22 protein-coding genes are annotated in these 23,869 nt (G+C 72.8%); 19 read left to right on the plus strand and 3 right to left on the minus strand.

Annotation, left to right across the window (positions count from 1 at the left end):
- Nucleotides 1–211 precede the first annotated feature (211 nt).
- From NYE39_RS14715 to NYE39_RS14800, 18 genes are all read left to right on the plus strand, one after another.
- Nucleotides 212–1,393: an ABC transporter substrate-binding protein gene (locus NYE39_RS14715; protein ID WP_341013104.1), complete on the plus strand. Its 1,182-nt coding sequence runs from the start codon at nt 212–214 to the stop codon at nt 1,391–1,393.
- 31 nt (nt 1,394–1,424) lie between these two features.
- Complete coding sequence (locus NYE39_RS14720) at nt 1,425–2,330, plus strand: branched-chain amino acid ABC transporter permease (protein ID WP_341013105.1); 906 nt, start codon at nt 1,425–1,427, stop codon at nt 2,328–2,330.
- On the plus strand, nt 2,327–3,289 hold the full coding sequence (locus tag NYE39_RS14725) for a branched-chain amino acid ABC transporter permease (protein WP_341013106.1): 963 nt from the start codon (nt 2,327–2,329) through the stop codon (nt 3,287–3,289). Before NYE39_RS14720 ends, NYE39_RS14725 begins: the two co-directional genes overlap by 4 nt.
- Entirely contained in the window at nt 3,286–4,122 is an 837-nt protein-coding gene (locus NYE39_RS14730) for an ABC transporter ATP-binding protein (RefSeq protein WP_341013107.1), read from the plus strand. The genes NYE39_RS14725 and NYE39_RS14730 overlap by 4 nt, the downstream gene beginning before the upstream one ends.
- Nucleotides 4,119–4,835 carry an ABC transporter ATP-binding protein gene (locus NYE39_RS14735; RefSeq protein WP_341013108.1) on the plus strand — a complete coding sequence of 239 codons (717 nt, stop codon included), beginning with the start codon at nt 4,119–4,121 and terminating at the stop codon, nt 4,833–4,835. Before NYE39_RS14730 ends, NYE39_RS14735 begins: the two co-directional genes overlap by 4 nt.
- A gap of 104 nt (nt 4,836–4,939) precedes the next feature.
- On the plus strand, nt 4,940–6,664 hold the full coding sequence (gene boxC, locus NYE39_RS14740) for a 2,3-epoxybenzoyl-CoA dihydrolase (protein WP_341013109.1): 1,725 nt from the start codon (nt 4,940–4,942) through the stop codon (nt 6,662–6,664).
- A 5-nt stretch (nt 6,665–6,669) separates the two neighbouring features.
- Nucleotides 6,670–8,253: a benzoate-CoA ligase family protein gene (locus NYE39_RS14745; protein WP_341013110.1), complete on the plus strand. Its 1,584-nt coding sequence runs from the start codon at nt 6,670–6,672 to the stop codon at nt 8,251–8,253.
- Nucleotides 8,250–9,266: an NAD(P)/FAD-dependent oxidoreductase gene (locus NYE39_RS14750; protein WP_341013112.1), complete on the plus strand. Its 1,017-nt coding sequence runs from the start codon at nt 8,250–8,252 to the stop codon at nt 9,264–9,266. The genes NYE39_RS14745 and NYE39_RS14750 overlap by 4 nt, the downstream gene beginning before the upstream one ends.
- 11 nt (nt 9,267–9,277) lie before the next feature.
- Complete coding sequence (gene fdxA / locus NYE39_RS14755) at nt 9,278–9,607, plus strand: ferredoxin (protein ID WP_341013113.1); 330 nt, start codon at nt 9,278–9,280, stop codon at nt 9,605–9,607.
- Nucleotides 9,608–9,613: 6 nt separating this feature from the next.
- Entirely contained in the window at nt 9,614–10,474 is an 861-nt protein-coding gene (locus NYE39_RS14760) for an amidohydrolase family protein (protein WP_341013114.1), read from the plus strand.
- Nucleotide 10,475: 1 nt separating this feature from the next.
- Nucleotides 10,476–10,997, plus strand: coding sequence for a gamma carbonic anhydrase family protein (locus NYE39_RS14765; RefSeq protein ID WP_341013115.1), 522 nt, complete (start codon nt 10,476–10,478; stop codon nt 10,995–10,997).
- Between the two features lie 21 nt (nt 10,998–11,018).
- Entirely contained in the window at nt 11,019–11,555 is a 537-nt protein-coding gene (locus tag NYE39_RS14770; protein WP_341013116.1) for a DUF6158 family protein, read from the plus strand.
- Nucleotides 11,552–12,760: a 3-oxoadipyl-CoA thiolase gene (gene pcaF, locus NYE39_RS14775; RefSeq protein ID WP_341013117.1), complete on the plus strand. Its 1,209-nt coding sequence runs from the start codon at nt 11,552–11,554 to the stop codon at nt 12,758–12,760. The genes NYE39_RS14770 and pcaF overlap by 4 nt, the downstream gene beginning before the upstream one ends.
- Nucleotides 12,761–12,779: 19 nt before the next feature.
- Nucleotides 12,780–13,565, plus strand: coding sequence for an enoyl-CoA hydratase/isomerase family protein (locus NYE39_RS14780; protein WP_341013118.1), 786 nt, complete (start codon nt 12,780–12,782; stop codon nt 13,563–13,565).
- A gap of 132 nt (nt 13,566–13,697) precedes the next feature.
- Nucleotides 13,698–14,543, plus strand: a complete 846-nt coding sequence (locus tag NYE39_RS14785; protein WP_341013119.1) for a PHP domain-containing protein — start codon at nt 13,698–13,700, stop codon at nt 14,541–14,543.
- A 54-nt stretch (nt 14,544–14,597) separates the two neighbouring features.
- Nucleotides 14,598–15,371, plus strand: a complete 774-nt coding sequence (locus tag NYE39_RS14790; protein WP_341013120.1) for a ParA family protein — start codon at nt 14,598–14,600, stop codon at nt 15,369–15,371.
- A gap of 3 nt (nt 15,372–15,374) precedes the next feature.
- A complete protein-coding gene (locus tag NYE39_RS14795) occupies nt 15,375–17,492 on the plus strand; it encodes a glycosyltransferase family A protein (protein WP_341013121.1) in 2,118 nt (705 codons plus the stop codon).
- Nucleotides 17,489–19,192: a glycosyltransferase family protein gene (locus tag NYE39_RS14800; RefSeq protein WP_341013122.1), complete on the plus strand. Its 1,704-nt coding sequence runs from the start codon at nt 17,489–17,491 to the stop codon at nt 19,190–19,192. Before NYE39_RS14795 ends, NYE39_RS14800 begins: the two co-directional genes overlap by 4 nt.
- Before the next feature lie 15 nt (nt 19,193–19,207).
- On the opposite strand, the gene NYE39_RS14805 is transcribed toward NYE39_RS14800, so the two are convergent.
- Nucleotides 19,208–20,875, minus strand: a complete 1,668-nt coding sequence (locus tag NYE39_RS14805) for a glycosyltransferase family 4 protein (protein ID WP_341013123.1) — start codon at nt 20,873–20,875, stop codon at nt 19,208–19,210.
- Nucleotides 20,876–21,039: 164 nt separating this feature from the next.
- Complete coding sequence (locus NYE39_RS14810; RefSeq protein WP_192911539.1) at nt 21,040–22,587, minus strand: DEAD/DEAH box helicase; 1,548 nt, start codon at nt 22,585–22,587, stop codon at nt 21,040–21,042.
- A 215-nt stretch (nt 22,588–22,802) separates the two neighbouring features.
- Between NYE39_RS14810 and NYE39_RS14815 the strand changes: the two genes are divergently transcribed.
- The gene (locus tag NYE39_RS14815; protein WP_083545998.1) at nt 22,803–23,504 is read left to right on the plus strand and encodes a ferritin-like fold-containing protein; all 702 of its coding nucleotides are present in this window, start codon (nt 22,803–22,805) and stop codon (nt 23,502–23,504) included.
- A gap of 85 nt (nt 23,505–23,589) precedes the next feature.
- Here NYE39_RS14815 and NYE39_RS14820 read toward each other — a convergent pair whose 3' ends face one another.
- The gene (locus NYE39_RS14820) at nt 23,590–23,859 is read right to left on the minus strand and encodes a GlsB/YeaQ/YmgE family stress response membrane protein (RefSeq protein WP_072623902.1); all 270 of its coding nucleotides are present in this window, start codon (nt 23,857–23,859) and stop codon (nt 23,590–23,592) included.
- Nucleotides 23,860–23,869: the final 10 nt, after the last annotated feature.

Here is a 23,869-nt window from a genome sequence, read left to right on the forward strand (position 1 = left end):
GTCGCGCAAGGACGCGGTGACGGGGCCGCGCGTGTGCCGTGACGCACCCGTGGAGGGGCCCGGTGGCCATGGGGCAAATATACGACGAATCAGTTTCGACACGGCTATTGACTGTAGAAGGATTGACCGTCATCCTCAGGTAACCGACGACGGGGTCGGTGCCCAGCGATCCCGTCGTGACCTCAACGACGAGACCACCCCTGGAGACCCGATGCGCGCCACCCGCTCCCTTCCCCTGGCCCTCACTCTCACCCTCGCCCTCACCGCCTGCGGCGGCTCGGCACTCTCCGACGGGGGAGGTGGCGGCGGTGACGACGACTCGGTGAAGATCGCCCTGCTCGTCCCCCAGTCCGGCGTCTACGCCCCGCTCGGCAAGGACATGGAGGCCGGGTTCCGCCTCTACCTCGACCAGCACGACAACCAGCTCGGCGGCAAGAAGGTCGAGCTCACCGTCGTCGACGAGGGCGGCGGCCCCGAGGACGGAGTCCCGGCCGGCACCAAGCTCGCCCAGGACGAGTCCGTCGACGCGGTCGTCGGCGTCGTCAACTCGGCCACCGCCCTCGGCCTGGTCGACACCTTCGCCGAGGCCAAGAAGCCGCTCATCATCGGCAATGCCGGCGCCGACGACATCACCGGCAAGGAGTCCTCGCCCTACGTGTGGCGCACGAGCTTCGCCAACGGCGAGGTCGGCGCGGCCATCGGCGAGAAGGTCGCCGAGGAGGTCGGCGACGGCAAGGTCTACCTCGTCGGCCCCGACTACGCCGCCGGCAAGGAGTTCCTCGCCGGGTTCAAGAGCTCCTTCGAGAAGGCCGGCGGCAAGATCGCCGGGACGCAGATGACCCCCTTCGGCAAGACGACGAACTTCCAGCCCTACCTGCAGAAGGTGCGCAACGCCAAGCCCAAGGCGGTCTTCGCCTTCTACGCCGGGTCCGAGGCCGTCACCTTCGTCAAGCAGTACGACCAGCTCGGCCTGCACAAGGACATCCCCTTCTACGGCACCGGGTTCCTCACCGAGGGCGGCGCCCTCACGGCCCAGGGCAAGTCCGCCGACGGGATCTTCACCTCCCTGCACTACTCCTCCGAGCTCGACAACGAGACCAACGCCGCCTTCGTCAAGGACTACTCGGCGAAGAACGACGGCAAGCCGACCGTCTACTCGGTGCAGGCCTACGACGCCGGCGCCGTCCTCGACAAGGCGCTGGAGGAGGGCACCGGGGGCGACCAGATCGTCGAGGGCCTGAAGGCCGCCGGCGAGATCGACAGCCCGCGCGGGCCGTGGTCCTTCTCCGACGAGCAGGGCCCCGACCAGACGTACTACCTGCGCAAGGTCGAGCAGAAGGACGGCGCGTGGAGCAACGTCGTCGAGGGCGACCTGACGAAGCCGACGAGCTGACCCGGCCCACCCCGACTGCCAGGAGAACCTCGTGAACGCACTGCCGGCCAGCTTCATCACCGACAACGGCGTGACGATGATCGACGGGCTCGCCACCGGCGTCCTGCTCTTCGTCATCGCCCTCGGCCTCTCGCTCGTCTTCGGCGTCATGGACGTGCTCAACCTCGCCCACGGAGCGATCTACCTCGTCGGCGCCTACATCGCCGTCGCCCTGCTCGGGGGTGGGTCGACGCTGACGCTGCTCGCCTTCGCGGGGGCGGTCGTCCTGGCCGCCCTCGTCGGGGGGCTCGGGGGATGGGGGTTGTCGGCGATGGTCCGACCGGTGGCCCGCCGGGGGCACCTCGACCAGGCGCTCCTCACGCTGGGCATCGCCCTCGTCGTGAGCGACCTGATCTCGATGCGCTTCGGCAACGACGTGCGCTCGATCCCGGCACCGACCGGGCTCAACGGCAGCGTGACGATCCTCGGCCAGTCCTACCCCCTGTACCGACTGGTCGTCATCGTCGTCGGCGGTCTCCTGGCGGTCGGGGCGCTCTACGTCATCGAGCGCACCCGCGTGGGCTCGCTCGTGCGCGCCTCGGTCGTCGATCCGCAGATGGTCTCCGCCCTCGGGGTCGACACCAAGCGCCTCGTCACCGGGGTCTTCGCCGCCGGCGCCGCGCTCGCCGCGGCCGGCGGCGTCATCGGCGGGCCGATCCTCTCGGCCTACCCCGGCCTGGACAACCGGGTCCTGCTCCTCGGGCTCGTCGTCGTCGTCATCGGCGGCCTCGGCTCGGTGAGCGGGGCCCTCGTCGGGGCGCTCGTCATCGGGCAGATCGAGACCCTCGGGGTCTCGCTCCTGCCCGACCACGCGAGCTTCCTCGTCTTCGGCGCCATGGGTCTGGTGCTGCTCCTGCGGCCCCAGGGTCTGCTCGGGCAGAAGGGGGCGGCGGCATGAGGGCCCGCGCCTCGTCGGTCGTCGGCGTCCTCGTCGTCCTGCTCCTCGTCGCCGTGCCGCTGGTCTTCCCCGCGGACACCGCCAACACGCTGAGCCGGGTGCTCGCGCTCGCCCTCCTCGCCGTCTCGCTCGACCTGCTCGTCGGGGTCTCGGGTATGCCCTCGCTCGGGCACGCCGCCCCCTTCGGCGTCGGTGCCTACACGGCGGCCCTCGTCGCGCGCGACGTCGACGCCTTCGCCCCGGTCCCGCTGCTCCTCGCGGTGCTCGCGGGTGGGCTCTTCGCCCTCGTCACCGGCGTGCTCATGGTGCGCACCAAGGGCACGTACTTCCTCATGCTCACCCTCGCGATCGCCGAGCTGGCTCACGTGCTCGCCCAGCGCTGGGTGGGCCTCACCGGAGGCACCAACGGGCTCTACGGGATCCCGTCGATCACCCTCGCCCCGGGCGGCGAGCCGGTGACCCTCGCGGGGATCCGCTACTGGTGGCTGCTGGTCGTCTTCCTCGTCGGCTTCGCCGTCGTGTGGTGGACGGCCCGCTCGACCCTTGGCCGGTCGCTGCGGGGCCTGCGTGACAACGAGGAGCGGATGTCCTCGCTCGGCTACTCGACCTTCCGGCTCAAGCTCACCGTCTACGCCATCGCCGGGGCGGTCGCCGGGGCTGCCGGCTCGATGTGGGTCGCGCAGAACCGCTTCGTCTCGCCCGAGGACCTCGCCTTCGAGGTCTCGGCCATGGCGCTGCTCGCCGTCGTCGTCGGCGGCCGAGGACGGCTCTGGGGGGCGGTCCTCGGCGCGGCCCTCGTGACGATCGTCCGCGACGACATCGGCGCCTCTCTCGGTGGGCGCGGGCCGCTCCTGCTCGGCCTCGTCTTCATCGCCGTCGTCTACCTGCTTCCGCACGGCTTCGCCGGCACGAGCTGGCGCCGGCTGCTCTCCCGTCGCACCCAGGAGGGATCGGCATGACCACCCAGACCCCCGCGCTCACCCTGCGCGGCGTGACGAAGCGGTACGGCGCGCTCACCGCCGTCGACGACGTGAGCCTCGAGGTGGCGAAGGGGGGCCGCCACGCCCTCATCGGCCCCAACGGCGCGGGCAAGTCCACGCTCTTCAACCTCGTCGCCGGCGGGCTGCCGGTGACCTCCGGCCAGATCCTCTTCGGCGACGAGGACGTCACCTCGCGCTCGGCCGCGTGGCGGGCCCGGCGGGGGCTGGGCAAGACCTTCCAGCACAGCTCGCTCTTCCTGTCGATGAGCCCGCTCGACAACGTCGCGCTCGCCGCCCAGCGGGTCGCCGGCAAGGGGATGTCCTGGCTCACGCCGGCGTCGAGGCGCTCGAGCGAGATCGACGACGTCGCCGAGCAGTGCGTCGCCGACGTCGGCCTCGCCGACCGGTCGCACATCATGACCGGCAACCTCTCGCACGGCGAGCGGCGCCAGCTCGAGGTGGCCGTGGCCCTCGCGACCCGGCCGCGGCTGCTGCTCCTCGACGAGCCGGCTGCCGGGATGTCGCCGGCCGAGAGCGCCCGCTTCGCCGAGCTCGTGCGCTCGCTGCCCGAGGACCTCACGGTCGTCATCATCGAGCATGACCTCGAGCTCGTCTTCCAGCTCGCCGACCGGATCAGCGTGCTGCACCTCGGCGCGCTCATCGCCGACGGCCCGACGAGCGAGGTCCGCGAGGACCCGGCCGTCCAGCAGGCCTACCTCGGCGAGGACTCCCTCGAGGAGCTCTTCGACGAGCCGCCCACCGCACCACCGCCGGTCAGCGTGCCGGCTCTCACCGAGGAGACCGCCCGATGACGACGAAGGGAGCGGACCTGCGGGTCGCCGGGGTCGAGGCCGGCTATGGCGGCAGCACCGTGCTCACGGGGGTCGACCTGCACGTCGCGGCGGGGGAGACCGTCGCCCTGCTCGGCCGCAACGGCGTCGGCAAGACGACCCTCATGTCGACGATCATGGGATTCGTCCGCGCGCAGCGGGGCAGCATCCACATCGGCGACGACGAGGTGACCTCGCTGCCGACCCACGCCCGGGCGCGGGCCGGTCTGGCGATCGTCCCCCAGGGGCGGCGGGTCTTCGCCCCGCTCACCGTGCACAACAACCTGCGCATCGCTGAGGGCCGGCACTCCGGCGACTGGACCCTCGAGCGGGTCTACGAGCTCATGCCGCGGCTGCGGGAGCGGCGGGGCAACCGCGGCGATCAGCTCTCCGGCGGCGAGCAGCAGATGCTCGCCATCGGCCGAGCGCTGCTGCTCGGCCCGCGGGTGCTGCTCCTCGACGAACCCTCCGACGGCCTGGCGCCGGCGATCGTCGCCCAGGTCATGGGGGTCGTGCACGAGCTCGCCCGCGAGGGGATCACCGTGCTCGTCGTCGAGCAGGACCTGCGCGCGGCCTTCTCGGTCGCCGACCGGGTCGTCGTCATGGAGAAGGGGCGGATCGTCCACGACAGCACGACGACGGAGTTCCGCAGCGACGCAGACCGCGCCCGGCGGCTACTCGGCGTCGGACAATAAAGTGCTACACACTCTTGACGAATCGCGGAGTAGATGTAGAGAATGATGAAGTACCTCGACGCCGCGGTCCGTGGCGTCAGACGCTGATCGACGGAAGGCATGACGTGAGCGAGACCACCATCGACAAGGCGGCACCCGCAGCGACCGAGGCAGCGCCGCAGGGCCCGCCGGTCGTCGAGTTCCGCACCTCGCCGGACCGGTACAAGCACTTCCGGGTGAGCTACGACGGTGACGTCGCCACCGTCGCCCTCGCGGTCGACGAGCAGGGCGGCCTCGTCCCGGGCTACGAGCTGAAGATGAACTCCTACGACCTGGGCGTCGACATCGAGCTCTACGACATCGTCCAGCGGATGCGCTTCGAGCACCCCGAGGTCAAGGCGGTCGTCATGACCGGCGGCATCGAGCGGATGTTCTGCGCCGGGGCCAACATCCGGATGCTCGCCGGCTCGCCGCACAGCTGGAAGGTCAACTTCTGCAAGTTCACCAACGAGACGCGCAACGGGATCGAGGACGCGACGGCCAGCTCCGGGCAGAAGTGGATCGCGGCGCTCAACGGCACCGCGGCCGGCGGCGGCTACGAGCTCGCCCTCGCCTGCGACGACATCGTCCTCGTCGACGACAACAGCTCGACCGTCTCGCTGCCCGAGGTGCCGCTGCTCGGCGTGCTCCCCGGCACCGGCGGCCTGACCCGCGTCGTCGACAAGCGCCACGTGCGCAAGGACCGCGCCGACCTCTTCGCGACGAAGTCCGAGGGCTACCGCGGCCAGACCGCGGTGGACTGGGGTCTCGTCGACGCGACGATCCCGCGCGGGGCCTGGGACGAGGAGATCGGCAAGCGGGCCCACGCCGCGGCCGACGAGTCCACCCGTGGCGGCGCCGCCGGCGAGGGCGTCCAGCTGACGCCGATCGAGCGCACCGAGGACGGCGACACGATCTCCTACCGCCACGTGAGCGCGACGCTCGACCGCGCCGGGCGCCGCGTCGACATCGTCGTCTCCGCGCCGAACGAGGAGCCCCCGGCCGACGCCGAGGCCGCCCGCGCCCGAGGCGTCGACTACTACCCGCTGGCCCTCGCCCGCGAGCTCGACGACCTCATCCTCCACCTGCGGACCAACGAGCTCATGCTCGGCACCTGGGTCCTGCGGGCGAAGGGCGACCAGGCGCTCGTCGTCGCCCATGACGACAAGCTCGGCGAGTGGGCCGACCACTGGTTCGTCAACGAGGTCGTGCACTACCTCAAGCGCACCCTCAAGCGGCTCGACGTCACCTCGCGCAGCCTCGTCGCCGTCATCGAGCCCGGCTCGGCCTTCGTCGGCACCCTGCTCGAGCTCGCGCTCGCCGCCGACCGGCAGTACATGCTCGAGGGGGTCTTCGAGGACGTCGACCCCGACGCCGACCCGGCGACGGTGCGCATCACCGACGCCAACCGCGGCCGCTACCCGATGGGCAACGGCCTGACCCGGCTCGAGTCGCGCTTCTACGGCCGCGACGAGGAGCTCGAGGCCGCGCTCGCGACCGCCGGCACCGACCTCGACGCCGCGGCTGCCGACGCAGCGGGCCTCGTCACCGTCGCCCTCGACGACATCGACTTCGAGGAGGAGCTGCGCATCGTCCTCGAGGAGCGGGCGGCCCTCAGCCCCGATGCCCTCACGGGCATGGAGGCCAACCACCGCTTCGTCGGGCCCGAGACGCTCGAGACCAAAATCTTCGGCCGACTCACCGCCTGGCAGAACTGGATCTTCATCCGGCCCAATGCCTCCGGTCCGGACGGCGCGCTGCGCCGCTACGGGTCGGGTCAGAAGGGCGACTACAACCTCGAGAGGGTCTGAGCACCATGACCGACGCCGGCTTCAACGCTGCAGCCTGGCTCGTCGACCGGATCGCGCAGGAGCGCGGTGACCACCCGGCCGTCGAGACCCCGACGCAGACGCTCACCTACTCCGAGCTCGTCGACCTCACCGGTCGGGCCGCCGCGGGGCTGCGGTCCCTCGGCCTGCGGCGCGACGACCGCGTCGTCTTCGTGGCCAACGACGACATCGCGCTCTTCGCGGGGATCCTCGGGGCGATCCGCGGCGGCTTCGTCGCGGTGCCCGTCTCGACGATGTACGGCCCCGACGAGCTCGCCGAGATCATCGCCGACTCGGGAGCGGTCGCGCTCGTCGCGAGCTCGACCTTCGCCGAGCCCGCCGCCCGGGCTGCCGCACGGTGCCCCGAGCTGCGTCACGTCGTCTGGGACGGCGACCCGGGGGCCGTGGCCGCCGAGGTCGGCGCGGCCCAGCAGATGACCTGGGAGGAGCTCGTTGCCCGCGGCGCGGGCGCCGACCCCGCCGAGCACGCGCCGGTGCCCGCGGGCCCCGACGCGTGGGCCCTGTGGCTCTACACCTCGGGCACGACGGGCAAGCCCAAGGGGGCGATGCACCGGCACGACAACCTGCGCATCGTCACCGAGACCTACGGCGCGCAGGTCCTCGGGATCACGCCGGAGGACCGGTGCCTGTCCGTCGCCAAGCTCTTCTTCGCCTACGGCATCGGCAACTCGATGTTCTTCCCGCTGTCCGTCGGCGCGACCTCGGTGCTCAACCCCGAGCGGCCGACACCCGCCGGCATAGCCGAGCGGATCGCCACCGGCCGCCCGACGCTCTTTTTCGGGGTGCCGACCTTCTACGCCGGCCTGCTCTCGAGCGACATCCCCGACGACACCTTCGCCGGGGTGCGCCTCGGCGCCTCGGCCGGTGAGCCGCTGCCGCGGGGTGTGCAGGAGCGGATGCTCTCGCGGTTCGGCCTCGAGATCCTCGACGGCATCGGGTCGACCGAGTGCCTGCACATCTTCCTGTCCAACCGCCCGGGCGAGATCAAGCCGGGCACGACGGGCAAGGCCGTGCCGGGCTACGACCTCGAGATCCGCGACCTCGACGGCTCGCCCGTGCCCGACGGCGAGCCGGGCACCCTCTTCGTCCGCGGCGGGTCGGCCGCGCTCGGCTACTGGCGCCGGGCCCAGGCCACCCGCACCGTCTTCCAGGGGGAGTGGCTCAACACCGGCGACACCTACGTGCGCGACAGCGAGGGCTACTACGCCTGCATGGGCCGGTCCACCGACCTGCTGAAGGCCGGCGGCATCTGGGTCAGCCCCACCGAGGTCGAGGACCGGCTGCTTGCCCACGACGCGGTCGCCGAGTGCGCCGTCGTCGGGCAGGAGGACGCCGACGGGCTGGTCAAGCCGGTCGCCGTCGTCGTCCCCCGGGGCCCGGTCACCGCCGCGGACCTCGACACCTGGTGTCGCGAGGGGCTCGCCCCCTTCAAGCGACCCCGCCACGTCTACTTCGTCGACGAGCTGCCCAAGACCGCGACGGGCAAGATGCAGCGCTTCAAGGTGCGCGCGCTCGTCAAGGACCTCGCCGCCATGGAGGCCGTCTCATGAGCACCACCACCAGTGTCGACCTGCTCATCGTGGGAGCCGGGCCCGTCGGGCTCTTCGGTGCCTATTACGCAGGGGTCCGCGGTCTTCGCACCGCCGTCGTCGACAGCCTGAGCCAGGTCGGCGGGCAGGTGAGCGCGATGTACCCGGAGAAGCAGATCTTCGACATCGCCGGCTTCCCCGCCGTCTCGGGCCGCCAGCTCATCGCCAACCTCGTCGAGCAGGCCGCTCCCTACGAGCCGGTCTACCTGCTCGGGCAGGAGGCCCAGGAACTCGAGCGGACCACCGACGAGCAGGGCCGCGAGCGGCTCGTCGTCACGACGAGCACGGGCGACCGCGTCGAGGCGGGCGCCGTCGTCGTCACCGGAGGTATCGGAACCTTCTCGCCGCGCCCGCTGCCGGCCGGCGAGGACTTCCTCGGCCGCGGTCTGGAGTACTTCGTCCCGAGCTCGGCCGAGTACGCCGGCCAGGACGTCGTTGTCGTCGGCGGGGGCGACTCCGCCGTCGACTGGGCCAACATGCTCCACCCCATCGCGAAGACGGTCACCCTTGTGCACCGTCGCGATGCGTTCCGCGCCCACCACGGCTCGGTCGAGCAGATGCAGGCGGCGCCCGTCGAGATCGTGCTCAACGCCCAGGTCACCGAGACCGTCGGCGGCTCCGCCCTCGAGTCGGTCACGGTGACGCCGAAGGGGGAGGAGCCCCGCTCCCTTCCCTGCACCCGGCTCGTCGCCGCGCTCGGGTTCACCGCCAACCTCGGCCCGCTGCGCGAGTGGGGCGTCGAGCTCCACGACAACCGGCACCTCGTCGTCGACCCGGCGATGCGCACCAACGTCCCCGGCATCTTCGCCGCCGGCGACATCACTGACTACGACGGCAAGGTGCGCCTCATCGCCGTCGGCTTCGGCGAGGTGGCGACGGCGGTCAACAACGCCGCCGTGCACATCGACCCGGAGGCCCAGCTCTTCCCCGGGCACTCCACCGACAACCAGCCCGCGGTCCCGCAGCCCGCCTGAGAGGAACTCACATGCCGTACGTCATCGCCGGACACTGCCTGGACGTCATGGACACCTCGTGCACCGAGGAGTGCCCCGTCGACTGCATCTACGAGGGGGAGCGCAAGCTCTACATCAACCCCAAGGAGTGCATCGACTGCGGCGCCTGCGAGCCCGTGTGCCCCGTCGAGGCGATCAGTCAGGACCGTCGGGTCGCCGACGACATGAAGGACCACATCGAGGACAACCGGCGCTTCTTCACCGAGCCCCTCGAGGGCCGCGACGAGCCGCTCGGCGCGCCCGGCGGCAGCCACAAGACCGGACCGATCGGGGTCGACACCCCGATGGTCCAGGACCTCTGAGGCGCCGTGCTCGACGGTCACCCCCTCGTCGACGCGCACGTCCACCTGCCCGTCCTGCCGACCCTGTCCCCGTCGTGGATCGACTGGGCGCGGCAGTTCGGCCCCGACGGCCTGCTCGAGCGCGCGTGGGACGCCGACGGCGTCCCGCGACCTGCGGTCGTCGACGAGCTCTTCGCCGAGCAGGGCGTCGACGTCGCGATCCTCTTCTGCGAGTACAGCCCCAAGGCGACCGGCATGCAGCTCTTCGACGACCTGCTGCCCGTCGTCGAGCACAACCAGCAGCGGTTCCGCCCTATGGCCAACGTCAACCCGCACCTGCACTTCCCCATCGGGGACGAGGTGCGCCGCCAGCTCGGGCACGGTGCCGCGGGGCTGAAACTGCACCCGGTCCACGGCGGGTTCACTTGCGACGACCCGATGCTCTACCCGGCGTACCAGGTGCTCTGCGAGGAGGACGCCCCGCTCGTCGTGCACTGCGGCACCTCGACCTTCGCCGGGTCGTCCAACCAGTACGCCGACCCCTCGCACCTGCTCGCCGTCACCCGCGACTTCCCCGAGCTCGATATCGTCCTCGCACACGGCGGACGGGGCTGGTGGTACGAGCAGGCCGCCTTCATGGCGATGAGCAACCCGCACGTGTGGATCGAGCTGTCCGGGCTGCCGCCCAAGCGGCTCCCGGAGTACTACCGGGCGACCGGTCTCGAGCGGCTCGCGCGCAAGATGATCTTCGCGACCGACTGGCCGGGGGTGCCCGGCACCGACGTCAACGCCCGCGCCGTCGCCGACCTCGTGCCTGACGCGGACGTGCCTGCGGTCCTGGGGGGCAACGCCCTTCGCATCTACCGGCAGCTGCCCGGGGCGGCCTGACATGGCGATCTACGCGCTCGGCGACGCGACGCCGACCATCCCCGCCTCCGCCTACGTGCACCCCGATGCCGTCGTCATCGGCGACGTGACGCTCGGCGAGCAGGCCTCGGTGTGGCCCACGGCGGTGCTGCGGGCCGACTTCGGCCGGATCCTCGTCGGCGACCGCACGTCGATCCAGGACGGCACGGTCATCCACGTCATCGAGGAGCAGCCGACGACGGTCGGCGCCGACTGCGTCGTCGGGCACAACGCGCACCTCGAGGGCTGCACCGTCGGTGACCACTGCCTCGTCGGCTCCGGTTCGACGCTGCTCAACTTCGCCACCGTCGGCGCCGGCTCGGTCGTCGCCGCCGGCGCCGTCGTCCGCGAGCACGCGGACGTGCCCGCCGGGTCGATGGCCGTCGGCGTCCCCGCGCAGGTCCGGCCCGTCCCGGCCGCCGCCGAGGAATGGATCCGATTCGGCGTCGGCGAGTACCTCGACAACTCCACCCGCTACCGCGACCAGCTGCGTCGACTCGACTGACGCACGACGAAGGGAACCACCATGTCCGATGCCACGACCGGCGTGCCGGCGTCCGAGCTGAGCGACGAGGAGCTCGAGGCCCAGGGCACCCGCGCCCACGAGACGCGCAACTGGGTCTTCCTCCACGGCAGCGCGGAGCAGTTCGCCCACCACACCGCTCGGATGCTCGAGCTGGAGCGCGAGTACGTCCGCCGCCACCCCAAGCGCACCTGGCAGGGCAGCGGCGGCGCGGCGACCGACATCGCGCAGACCGCGGCCTCGTGGCGCGAGACCGTGCGCGCGGTCATCGCCCAGCTCGAGGCCCTCGTCGACCTTCCCGACCCGAGCCCGGCCGACGCGGCACCCGCGACCGACCCGGTCCTCGCCTTTCTCCAGAAGCTCGCCGACAACGGCGGGCGGCTCAACAAGCTCGAGGCCCACCAGATCGCCCGGGAGGTCGGGCTCGACCCGGCCGTGCGCGCCGACCTCTACCGCGCCGACCCGCAGCTCGTCGCCACGGAGGGCACCGACCGGGTCCTCACCGAGGCCGGACGCGCTCGGCTCGCGGGCACCGAGTGAGCGCCCCCCGCCGCGCCTACCTCGTCGACGGGGTCCGCACACCCATCGGCCGCTACGGCGGTGCGCTGTCGAGCGTGCGGCCCGACGACCTCGCCGCGCACACGATCCGCCAGCTGCTCGCCCGGCAGGCCGACCTCGACCCCGCGCTCGTCGACGACGTCGTCCTCGGCTGCGCCAACCAGGCGGGCGAGGACAACCGCAACATCGCGCGCATGGCCGCACTGCTCGCCGACCTGCCCGTCACCGTGCCGGGGACGACGATCAACCGGCTCTGCGGCTCGGGGCTCGACGCCGTCGGCTACGCGGCCCGCGCGGTCGTCGCCGGCGACGCCGACCTCGTCGTCGCCGGGGGTGTCGAGAGCATGAGCCGGGCCCCCTTCGTCCTGCCGAAGGCACAGACCCCCTTTGCCCGCGGGATCACGGTGGAGGACACGACGATCGGGTGGCGGTTCGTCAACTCCGAGATGGAGCGTCGGTACGGCACCGACCCGATGCCGCGGACGGCGGAGAATGTCGCGGTCGAAGACGCCGTCTCCCGCGAGGACCAGGACGCCTTCGCGCTGCGCTCCCAGGAGCGGGCCGCGGCCGGCATCGCCTCGGGCCGGCTGGCCCGCGAGATCGTCCCGGTGAGCGTGCCCCGGCGCAAGGCCGACCCGGTCCTCGTCGACACCGACGAGCACCCGCGCGCGACCTCGCTCGAGGCCCTCGGCGGGCTGCGGCCGCTCTTCGACGGCGGGTCGGTGACCGCGGGCAACTCCTCCGGGGTCAACGACGGCGCGGCCGCGCTGCTCGTCGCCTCCGAGGAGGCGGTCGAGCGCCACGGGCTCACCCCGGTCGCCCGGGTCGACGCGGTGACCGTCGTCGGCGTGGAGCCGCGCGTCATGGGGCTCGGCCCCGCGCCCGCCGTCACGCGACTTCTGGCGCGCACCCGTGTCGGGCTCGACGAGGTGGGCGTCATCGAGCTCAACGAGGCCTTCGCCTCGCAGGGCCTGGCCGTGTTGCGTCGGCTCGGCATCGCCGACGACGACCCGCGGGTCAACCCGCACGGTGGGGCGATCGCCCTCGGCCACCCCCTCGGGATGAGCGGTGTCCGGATCGCCTGGTCGGCCGCGTTGTCGATGGCCGACGGCGACCACGACCACGCGATCGCCACGATGTGCATCGGCGTCGGACAGGGCATCGCGGCCCTGCTCTCGCGTCCGTGACTGCTGATTGGATGGATTCATGATCGACACCCCGCTCATCCGCATCGACCGTCACGAGGCCGGCGTCGTCGAGGTAGTCCTCGACCGCCCCGAGGCGCTGAACGCCGTCTCCACGCAGATGGCCACCGCGCTCACCGCGGCCGGCGCCTCCCTCGCCGAGGACACCTCGGTGCGCGCGGTGGTGCTCACCTCGAGCCACGACAAGGCCTTCTGCGTCGGTGCCGACCTCAAGGAGCGCAACGGCTTCACCGACGAGCAGCTGCGCGCCCAGCGCCCCGGCAACCGCCTCGCCTACCGCGCCCTGCTCGACCTGCCCGTCCCGACGATCGCCGCGGTCGACGGCTATGCCATGGGCGGTGGCTGCGAGCTGGCCCTGGCCTGCGACCTCATCGTCGCCGGCCCGCGGGCGCTCTTCGCGCTGCCGGAGGTCTCCGTCGGGGTCATCCCCGGGGGCGGGGGCACCCAGCTGATGACCCGCCGCATCGGCTGGTCGCGGGCCGCCGACCTGATCTTCACCGCCCGCCGCATCGACGCCGAGGAGGCGCTGCGCCTCGGCCTGGCCGACCGCTTCGTCGACGACGCGAAGGGGGAGGCCCTCGCCCTGGCGAGCACGATCGCGAAGCACTCCCCGGTCGGGGTGCGCAATGCCAAGGCCGCGATGCGCGGCGGCCTCGACGTGGGCCTCGACGAGGGACTCGACCTCGAGGACGCCCGCTGGCACGACACCGCCTTCAGCGCCGACCGCGCCGAGGGCGTGCGCGCCTTCGCCGAGAAGCGCACGCCCGAGTGGCCCGGGCTGGGCTGACCGGCCGGCGTCAGGCCGACGTCGAGGACGACGAGGTGACCACACGAGGTCGGAGGACGTCGGCAGCGCGCCGGGCCCTTTCGCCGGGAGCGGGTCGAGACGGCGCTGGCCGCGACGGCCTAGGGTGGGGACGTGATCGACCTCCACACGCACAGCTCCCGCAGCGACGGGACCGACGCGCCCGCCGACCTGATCGCTCAGGCCGCCGAGGCGGGCCTGACGACGGTGGCGATCACCGACCACGACACGACCACCGGGTGGGCCGAGGCGGCCGAGGCCGCCGCCGCGCACGGGGTCGCACTGGTGCGAGGTGCCGAGCTGTCGACCCGGCACCGGGGCCGGTCGGTCCACCTGCTCGCTTACCTCTTCGACCCGCAGGACGAGCCGCTGGCCCACGAGATGGACCGGATGCGCGACGACCGGGTGCCGCGGCTGCAGCGGATCGTCGAGCGGATGGCCGACGACGGATTCGACGTGTCCTGGGAGGACGTCCTTGCCCAGGTCGAGGAGGGAGCCTCGCTGGGGCGCCCGCACCTGGCCGACGCCCTCGTCGCCAATGGCGTCGCCGCCCACCGCAACGAGGTCTTCGACCGGTGGCTGCACAACGGCTCGGCCTACTACGAGCCGCACTACGCCGTCGAGACCGTCGAGGCGGTCCGGCTCGTGCGCGCGGCCGGGGGAGTGCCGGTGATCGCGCACCCCTTCGCGACGAAGCGGCAGCGCTCGCTCGACGCCGACGACGTGGCCATGCTCGTCGAGGCCGGGCTCGTGGGCATCGAGGTCGACCACCGCGACCACGACGACGACGGCCGGGCCTTCGCGCGGCAGCTCGCGGCCCGGCACGATCTCGTGCCGACGGGCAGCAGCGACTTCCACGGCGACGGCAAGACCAACCGGCTCGGGGAGAACACGACGCCCGCGGAGTCGCTCGCCCGGATCGAGGCCGCGGCCTCGGGTGTCACCCCCAACCTCTACTGATCGGTAGTGAGAGGATGAGCCCGGCAGCGGGCTCCCAGGCGAAAGGCGTCAGACGTGGCACGGGCGAAGAAGGCGGCGATCATCGCGGTCGCCAACCAGAAGGGGGGCGTCGCCAAGACGACGTCCGTGGCCTCGATCGGTGCCGCGATGGCCGAGCTCGGCCGGCGGGTCCTCCTCGTCGACCTCGACCCGCAGGCGAGCCTGACCTTCAGCCTCGGCATCGACCCCGACGCGGTCGAGCCCTCGGTCAACGAGGTCGTCCTCGGCCAGGCCGAGATCGGCGACGCGATCCTCGAGGCGAGCGACGGCATCGACCTGCTGCCCTCGACGATCGAGCTCGCCGGCGCCGAGGCCCAGCTGCTCACCCGCCCCGGGCGCGAGTTCGTCCTCCAGTCGGTGCTCGAGGACGTGCGCGGCGACTACGACGTCATCCTCCTCGACTGCAGCCCCAGCCTGGGGGTGCTCACCCTCTCGGCGCTCACCGCGGCGACCGGTCTGATCATCCCGATGCAGGCCGAGATGCTCAGCCACCGTGGGGTCGGCCAGCTCCTCGACACGGTCAAGGACGTCAAGCGCCTGCTCAACAAGAAGCTCAAGACCATCGGCATCCTCCCGACGATGTACGACGGCCGCTCCAACCACTCCCGCGAGGTTCTCGAGGACCTCGGCACCCGCTACAAACTGCCGGTGCTCTCGCCGCCGATCCCGCGCACGGTGCGCTTCGCCGAGGCGCCCGCCGCCGGTCGCTCGATCCTCGACACCGCCCGCTCCAGCAAGGGCGCGACCGCCTACCGCGAGGTCACCGAAGCCATCCTCGCGGCGATCTGAGCCGTGCCGACCCTGCAACGCGCCCGCACCCTCGCGGTCGGCGGCCTGCGGGCGGTCGTCACCGGCGACCCGGCCGCCCGACGACGGGTGATCGACCCCCTTCGCGCCCGGCTGCGGCCCACGCCGCTCACCGGTGCCGACCCGCTCGTCGCCGGCTATGCGCGCGGTGCCGAGCAGATCGGGGTCGACGACCTCGTCGCCACCGGCCACCGCACCCGCTCGGCCCTGCTCCGCGACGCGGCCCGACTCCTCGCCGAGCGCACGGGGGCGCCGAGCTGGCGGGCCGGCTGGGCCGAGCTGCTCGTCACCAGCGGTGACGCCGACCTCGCCCGGACCGGCTCCGCGGTCTTCCGCGAGCTCGTCGATGACGGTCACGCGGGCGCCCTGACCGGGCGGCAGTGCCTGCTGCACGCCCACACGCTGCTCGCCCGCCAGACCGAGGCGGGGGAGGGCGCCGCCGTCCTCGCCGCCCAGCTGCCGCGGCTGACCGCGCTCAGCGACGACGAACGCCTCGACCTCGAGACCGACCTGGCGCACCCCTCGATCACGGGCGACCGCGACGCCTGGCTGGAGCTGCTCACCCGCCGCTGGCGTGACGCGGGGATGCTCGTGCCGCGGCTGCTCACCGACGCCGAGCTGGCCGCCGTCGTCGGACCGGAGTCGGTCGCCGCCTTCGGTGACGACCTCGACGTCTACGACCGGGTCGGTCCCGACGCCGACGAGCTGGCGGCCCGCCGCGCCGGGTTGCGCGAGCGGTTCCGTGAGGCCACCGGCCGCGACGTCGACCCCGACGACCTGCCCCTGGTCAGCGTCGTCGTCACCGCCTACCGCCCCGGCCCGTGGTTCGCCACGGCGATCCGGGCCCTGCTCGACCAGACCTGGTCGCGCCTGGAGGTGCTCGTCGTCGACGACGCGTCCGGGCCGGACTTCGCTGACGAGATCGCCCGCATCGCCGCCCTGGACCCGCGCGCCCGGGTCATCACCCGCGAGCGCAACGGCGGGGCCTACCGTGCGCGCAACCTCGGTCTGGCGCAGGCGCAGGGGGAGTTCCTCGCCTTCCTCGACGCCGACGACTGGTGCCATCCCGAGCGCATCGAGCGGCAGGTGCTCCCGCTGCTCGCCGACCCCGAGGTCGTCGCGACGCACGCCCTGGCGATCCGGGCGAGCGAGGACCTGCGGCTCGCCTGGCTGGGCTACCCCGCAGTGCGGCACAACGCTGCCGGCCTCGTGATGCGGCGGTCCACGCACGAGCGGGTGGGCAGCTTCGACGACGTGCGCAAGAGCGCCGACAGCGAGTACAACGCCCGCATCGAGGCGGTCACCGGGCAGGTCCCCCCGATGGTCACCCCGCCCCTGCAGATCACCCGCCTGCGCTCGGGGTCCTTGTCCCGCAGCGACTTCGGCGTCGGCTGGGGCATCGGCGCGCGCCTGGCCTACCGCTCGGCCTACAAGGCGTGGCACCGTCAGCTGGTCACCGCCAGGACGAAGGGGGAGCTGCCGCCGGTCGCCGCCGGTGCCGACGTCCCCCGGGAACTCGTCCTCGACTGGGCCACCCGTCACGGCGAGTCCGACCCCGAGCGCGACAGTGCGCCCGGCCGCCCCTTCACCGCGCCGCACGCGTGGATCTCGACGCGGCCGCTGGCTCCCTTCGACGTGCTCGTCGTCGACGACGCCGCCGACACGATGGCCGACCCCCGCGAGCTGCGCGACGTGCTCGACGAGCTGCTCGACCTCGACGTGCGCGTCGGCCTGCTCCACCGCGAAAATCCGGCGCGGCTGCGCCTGTACCGCAAGGGCCTGCTGCCCGCCGTGCGCCGGCTCGTCGACCACGCCGACGACCTCATCCAGGTGCACCCCGAGGAGCCCGTCGAGGCCGCGGTGACCTGGGTCCGTCGGGCCGAGGCGCTGGCCGTCGGACGACCGGCTCCCGACCTGACGACCGGTGAGGTCGTCGTCAGCACCCCGAGCGGCGCCCGCACCCACCTCGTCGAGCCGGCCTGGACCCGGTCCGCCGTCGAGGCCGAGCTCGTGACGTGGGGCGTGCCGGCCGGCAGCGCCCTGTGGCTGCCCGAGGACGAGGCCCGAGCACGGGTCCACCAGCTCGCCGAGGAGATGCGATGAGTGCCCTGACCGGACCCGCCAAGGCCGTTCGCGCGGCCGTGCGCGACGCGACCGCCACCCCCCGTGCCCGACGTGCCCGGAGCCGGCGGCAGGCGCGGGTCACCGCCCCGGTGTCCCCGGAGCGACGCTCGCTCGAGCGGCTGCGCGTCGAGGTCCACGCCTCCGACCGCGTGCGCTCCGGGCTGGCGAGCCAGTGGCTCATCACCGACGAGGACCCCGACGCGGTGCTCGTCGAGGTCGACGCGCGATCGAGCGTGACGGTGGCGGCCCCCTTCGGGCGGCAGCGGGCGGCCGTCGCGGGCGTCGAGGTGCCGGTCATCGTGTGGGTGACGAGCAGCGCCCGGGTCGTGGCCGACGACGTCGCGCGTCTCGTCGAAGGCGTCACCGCACCCGTGCACATCCACGTCGACGACGCCGCGAGCATCCCCGAGTGGGCCGCGGCCCTCGGCCGCGAGGTGCGTCACCTGGCACCGGCCGTCGACCACACGGTCCACGCGCCCTCGCTCGTCGGTGCGACCGAGGCGCGCGAGCAGGTCGTCGCCCTCGTCGGCGACGCCGAGGTCGACCTCGACCGACTCGCCCCCGTGCAGCCGCAGCGGCTCGACGTCATCGGCGGCGACGACGCGGCGAGCGAGCTGCCCGGCGACCGCCCGGTCCTCGGGCGCTACCGGGCCGCGGCGCTGGTCGCCGACCGTCCCATCGCGCCGTGGCACGTGCTCGAGGCCGCGGCGGCCGGCACGGCGGTCGTCGCCACGGGCGCCACGATCGACCGGCTGCCCGAGTCCCTGGCCGAGCACACCTGCCGGGTCGAGGACGACACCCAGCTGGCGCTGCAGGTGCGCGCGCACCTGTGGCAGGACGAGCTCGTCGACCGGGTGGGTCTGCCGGCTGCCCGCGCCGTCCGCGGCGGGCACACCTTCGCCCACCGGGCCGCCGACCTCGAGGCTCTCGTCGGCCGCCCCCGTGACCTGCGGCAGGCGACGGGTGCTCCCTTCGACCGGAGCGTGAGCGCGGTCATCTCGACCAACCGCGCCCACGAGCTCGACACCGTCGCCGACAACATGGCCCGGCAGTCGCTGCGCGAGAGCGGGGAGCTGCAGGTCGTCCTCGTGCTCCACGGGCTCGACGTCGACGTCGCCGACGTGGAGGCGCGCTTCCGGGAGCGGGGCATCGACCAGCTCGTCGTCGTGCCCGCCGACTCCTCGCTCACCCTCGGCGCCTGCCTCAACCTCGGCATCGACGCCAGCGACGGTGCGCACGTGGCCAAGATCGACGACGACAACTTCTACGGGCGGCACTACCTGCTCGACCTCGTCGACGCGCTGGACTACTCCGGCGCGGGCATCGCGGGCAAGTGGGCGCACTACACCTGGCTGCGCAGCACCGGCGCGGTGATCCTGCGCTTCCCGCGCAGCGAGCACCGCTTCGAGCGGCTCGTCCAGGGCGGCTCGATCCTCATGCAGGGCGAGGTCGCGCGGCGGTTGCGCTTCTCCGACCTGCCGCGCGCGGTCGACACCGACCTGCTCAACCGCGCCCAGGCGGCCGGGGTGCGGACCTACTCGTCCGACCGCTTCAACTACGTGAGCATCCGCGGCACCGACCGGCACGCGCACACGTGGACCCTTGAGGACGCGTCCTTCATGAACGCCTCGAGCCGGGTGGTCTTCTACGGCGACCCGCGCGAGCACGTCGACGTCTGAGGGCGCTCACCGGGGTCAGGCGCGCGCGCCGAGCACCTGCTCGTAGACCTGCGCGTACCGCTGGCCGTTGGCCGCCCAGGAGCGCTCGGTCTCGACCCATGCCCGCCCGGCGGCCGCGAGCTCGGCCCGGCGCCCCGGGTCGCCGGCCAGTCGCTCGAGCGCGTCGGTCAGGGCGCTGGCGTCACCCGCGGCGAAGGACTCGCCCCACGCGCCCTCGCCGGTGATCTCGGTGAGGGCCGGCAGGTCGGAGACGAGCACGGGCAGACCCGTGGCCATCGCCTCGAAGGGCTTGAGCGGCGTGACGAGGCGGGCCGCCTGCTCGTCGACGCGGGGGACGACGAAGACGTCGATGAGGGCGTAGTGGTCGAGGACCTCGTCATGGGGGACCCGGCCGGTGAAGACCACGGCGTCACCCGCGCCGACGGCCTCCGCGTGGGCCTCGAGCTCGGCGCGCCGGGTGCCGTCGCCGACGACGAGCGCCACCGCGTCGACGCCGCGCTCGCGCAGGGCGACGGCGGCGTCGACGAGCAGTTCCTGCCCCTCGCGGTAGTGGTCGAGGTTGGAGACGTAGCCGAAGACGAAGCGGTCGCGCAGGCCGTAGTCGTCGACGAGGTCGTCGCGCCGGGAGCGTGGCGCAAAGGCCTGGGCGTCGACGCCGTTGGGCACGACGTGGACCCGGTCGGCGGGCACACCGCGACCGATGATGTCCGAGCGCATCGACTCGCTGAGGGTGATGACCGCATCGGCGGCCTGCATGCACCGGGTGTCGGTGTCGCGCCGGCGGCGGTAGGTCTCGGCGGACTCGGCCCGATCGAGGTCCTGGCTCCAGATCGCCTCGAAGAAGCCACGCACCTCGTAGACCCATGGGATGTCGAGGGCGTCGGCGACGGCGCGCCCGACGAGGGCCGCCTCGTAGCCGCGGCCGCCGGAGTGCACGTGGAGCAGGTCGGGGGCCTCCTCTGCCACGGCCGGCAGCAGGGCGCTCGCGTAGGCGTCAAGGTAGCTGTCGACCCGCTCGTCGCCGGGCACGTGCTCGCGCAGCAGGTGCCGGTGGCGGATGCCGTGGACCTCCTCGACCTCCGGGGCGTCACCGCCGGGGAAGTCGAGCGCCGTGATCGCCACCGGGTCCATGCCGGCCTGCACCTGGGCGGCGAGGTTGTAGCGGGTGCGCACGGAGTAGCCGGACTGCCGGTGGGGCAGGGCGATCTTCAGCAGGTGGACGACGCGGCGGCCGCCGCCGGGAGCGGTGCGCTCCTGGCGGGTGCGGGCGGCGCGGACCGCGGCGGGGTCGAGCGAAGGGGACCACGCCGGGTCGGTCTCACGCAGTCGCCCCTCGACCTGGTCGAGCGCCGCGGCCAGACGGGTGCGGGCGGGGCCGGCGAGGCGGGGGGTCACGGCGAGCTGGGCGCGGGTCATCTCGGCCTGCAGGCTCGGCTCGCCGGCCCGCGAGGCGCTGCGGCGGGCCTGGTCGAGGAAGCCGGAGTCCCGGCCCAGCGCGTCGACCTCGCGACGGACGAGGTCGACGGCGCCGGCGTGGTCGCGCTGCTCGGTCAGTGTCGCGAGCCGCGCGGTGACCTCTGCCGCGCTGCTCCCGTCGGAGGCCGTCGGGCGGGGACGCAGGCGCTGCAGGGTCGCGTAGGCCCGGCGGGCGGCGCCGCGGGCGAGGCTTCGGGGGTCACGCACCCGAGGCAGCCTAGTTCGCCGGGCCGAAGGGAGCCGGGAGGCGGGCCCCCTTCGCACTGGGCAAGAGAAACTGCCCCCTCGCAAGGGTTTGAAACTCTTGCGAAGAGGCAGTTTCTCGGGTCACCCGAGAATCGGGAGACGGGTGGGACGAAGGGAGGAGCCGCTCAGCTCTCCGAGCCCGAGGCCTGCGACTGGCCACCGCGGGTGCGGCGGCGGTTGCGGCGACGACGGGGACGGGACTCGCCGTCGCCCTTGGCCTCGGTCTGGCCGGAGCGCTCGCCACCACGGCCACCGCCGTTGCCGCGGCCGCCGGAGCCACCGCGCCCGCCGCCGGAGCGACGACCGCTGGACTTGCCGGTCTCGCCGAGGTCTTCGAGGCGCTCGGCGTCGAGGCCCTCGCGGGTGCGCTGCCCGCGGGGGAGGCGGCCCTTGGTGCCCTCGGGGATGTCGAGGTCGGTGAAGAGGTGCGGGCTCGAGGAGTAGGTCTCGACGGCCTCGGGGATGCCCAGGTCGAGGGCGCGGTTGATCATCGCCCACTTGGTCTCGTCGTCCCAGTCGACGAAGGTGACGGCGATGCCCGTGTTGCCCGCGCGGCCGGTGCGGCCGATGCGGTGGACGTAGGTCTTCTCGTCGTCGGGGCACTGGTAGTTGATGACGTGGGTGACGTCGGTGACGTCGATGCCGCGCGCGGCGACGTCGGTGGCAACGAGGACGTCGACCTTGCCATTGCGGAAGGCACGCAGCGCCTGCTCGCGGGCGCCCTGGCCGAGGTCACCGTGGATCGACGCCGCGGCGAAGCCCCGGTCGGTGAGCTCGTCGGCGACCTTGGCCGCGGTGCGCTTGGTGCGCGAGAAGATGATCGTCAGACCGCGGTCCTTGGCCTGCAGGATGCGGGCGAGCATCTCGACCTTGTCCATCGCGTGCGCGCGGTAGACGAACTGCTCGATCGCCTTGACGGTGTGGCTGTCGCCCTCGCCGTCCTCGCTCATCGCGCGGATGTGCGTCGGCTGGGTCATGTAGCGACGGGCCAGGGCGACGATCGCGCCGGGCATCGTCGCGGAGAAGAGCATCGTCTGGCGGGCCGGGGAGGTCATCGCCATGATCTTCTCGACGTCGGGCAGGAAGCCCAGGTCGAGCATCTCGTCGGCCTCGTCGAGGACGACCGTCTTGGTGCCCGACAGGTCGAGGTGGCGCTGCTGGGCCAGGTCGATGAGGCGACCCGGGGTGCCGACGACGACGTGGACGCCCTTCTTCAGCGCCTCGATCTGCGGCTCGTAGGCGCGACCACCGTAGACGGTGAGCACCTTGATGCCCAGGCGCTTGCCGGCGCGCTCGAGGTCGGCGGCGACCTGGCTGGCCAGCTCACGGGTCGGGGCGACCGCGAGGGCCTGCGGGCGGGTGTCGTCGGACTCCAGGTCGATGCGGTTGAGCATCGGGACGCCGAAGCCGAGCGTCTTGCCCGTGCCGGTCTTGGCCTGGCCGATGATGTCGTGGCCCGCGAGGGCGACGGGCAGGGTCATCGCCTGGATGGGGAAGGGGTGGATGATCCCCGCGTCGGCGAGCGCGTCCACGATGTCGGGGTGGACGTCGAAGTCGCCGAAGGTCTGCTGCGCCGCCTCGGGCGCGGTGCCCTCGACGTCGGGCGTGGCCTGGACGGCCTCGCGCTCGGCGTCGGACGCGGGCACGGTCGTGTCGGTGTCGGTGTCGGTCATGGAATCTCTCGATCAGCGTGAACGACGCATCGCGCGCCGTGGGTGGCACGGGCCGATCGGAGGTGAGTCAAGCGGTCTGCCGCCACGTGGGGCGACCGCGCCGGACGTCTCGTCCGGGGCAAAGGATGCCGACCGGGCACCGCTGGTCGACCTCATGCTACCCGCGACCCCCTCCCGGAGCCGAAACGAGGCCGGTGCGCCACTAGGCTGCGACCATGAGCGAGCAGGTTCCCCCTTCGTCCGTGCCCGAGCTCGGCGACCGCGAGCGCGAGGGGACGATCGAGCTCCTCGGGGTCATCGCCTACGGCTCGATCTCCGGATTCACCCGGATGGCGGCGGACTCCGAGATGGCCCGTGACCTCGTCCTCAAGCGCGCGCTGGCGAGCATGGCGGTGCGCGAGTTCCAGAGCCACGAGCAGCTGTGCGACCACATCGTCGCCCTCGGCGGTGACCCGGTTGCCGCGATGGCGCCCTTCGAGGACGCCTTCGAGGCCTACCACGCGCGCACCCGGCCACGTGACCTGCTCGAGGGCATGGTCAAGGCCTACATCGGTGACGGCATCGCGCGTGACTTCTTCGTCGAGATCTCGCGCTACGTCGACCCCGCGGCGCGGGCGGTCATCGAGCAGACCGGTGGCCTGCAGGCCGACCGCGACACGATCGTCGCCGCGGTGCGTCGCGGCATCAGGGAGGACCCGCGCCGCGGTGGCCCGCTCGCGCTGTGGGGCCGACGGCTCATGGGCGAGGCCCTCACCCAGGGGCAGGTCGTCGCCGCCCAGCGCGAGGCCCTCAGCGAGCTCGTCCTCGGCCTGAGCCACGACCGGCCCGGCGCCACCCTCGAGGAGGTCGGCGAGCTCATGCAGCGGCTCACCGACCGGCACCAGCAGCGGATGGCCCGCCTCGGCATGTCCGCCTGAGGCGCCTGCCGTCACCGTCCGCAGCCCCACGACATGACGAAGGGGGGTCCCGCCGACTGGGCGGGACCCCCTTCGCGCTGGTGCGTCAGACCTGCTTGCGGCCGACGACCATGCCGTAGACGACGATCAGGACCGCGGCGGCGATGATGCCGGCGAGGAAAGGGATGATCTCGAAGCCGCCGTTGGAGTTGCTGTAGCCGATCTGGTAGACGACCCAGGACCCGATGAGCGAGCCGAGGATGCCCAGGACGACGGTGACGAGCGTCGAGATGCTCTGCTTGCCCGGCAGCACGAGGCGGGCCAGCGCACCGATGATGGCGCCGACGATGATCGCGCCGATGATGGAACCAATCACAGTGATCACT

Source organism: Janibacter sp. FSL W8-0316, assembly GCF_038004165.1.
GTDB lineage: Bacteria > Actinomycetota > Actinomycetes > Actinomycetales > Dermatophilaceae > Janibacter > Janibacter indicus.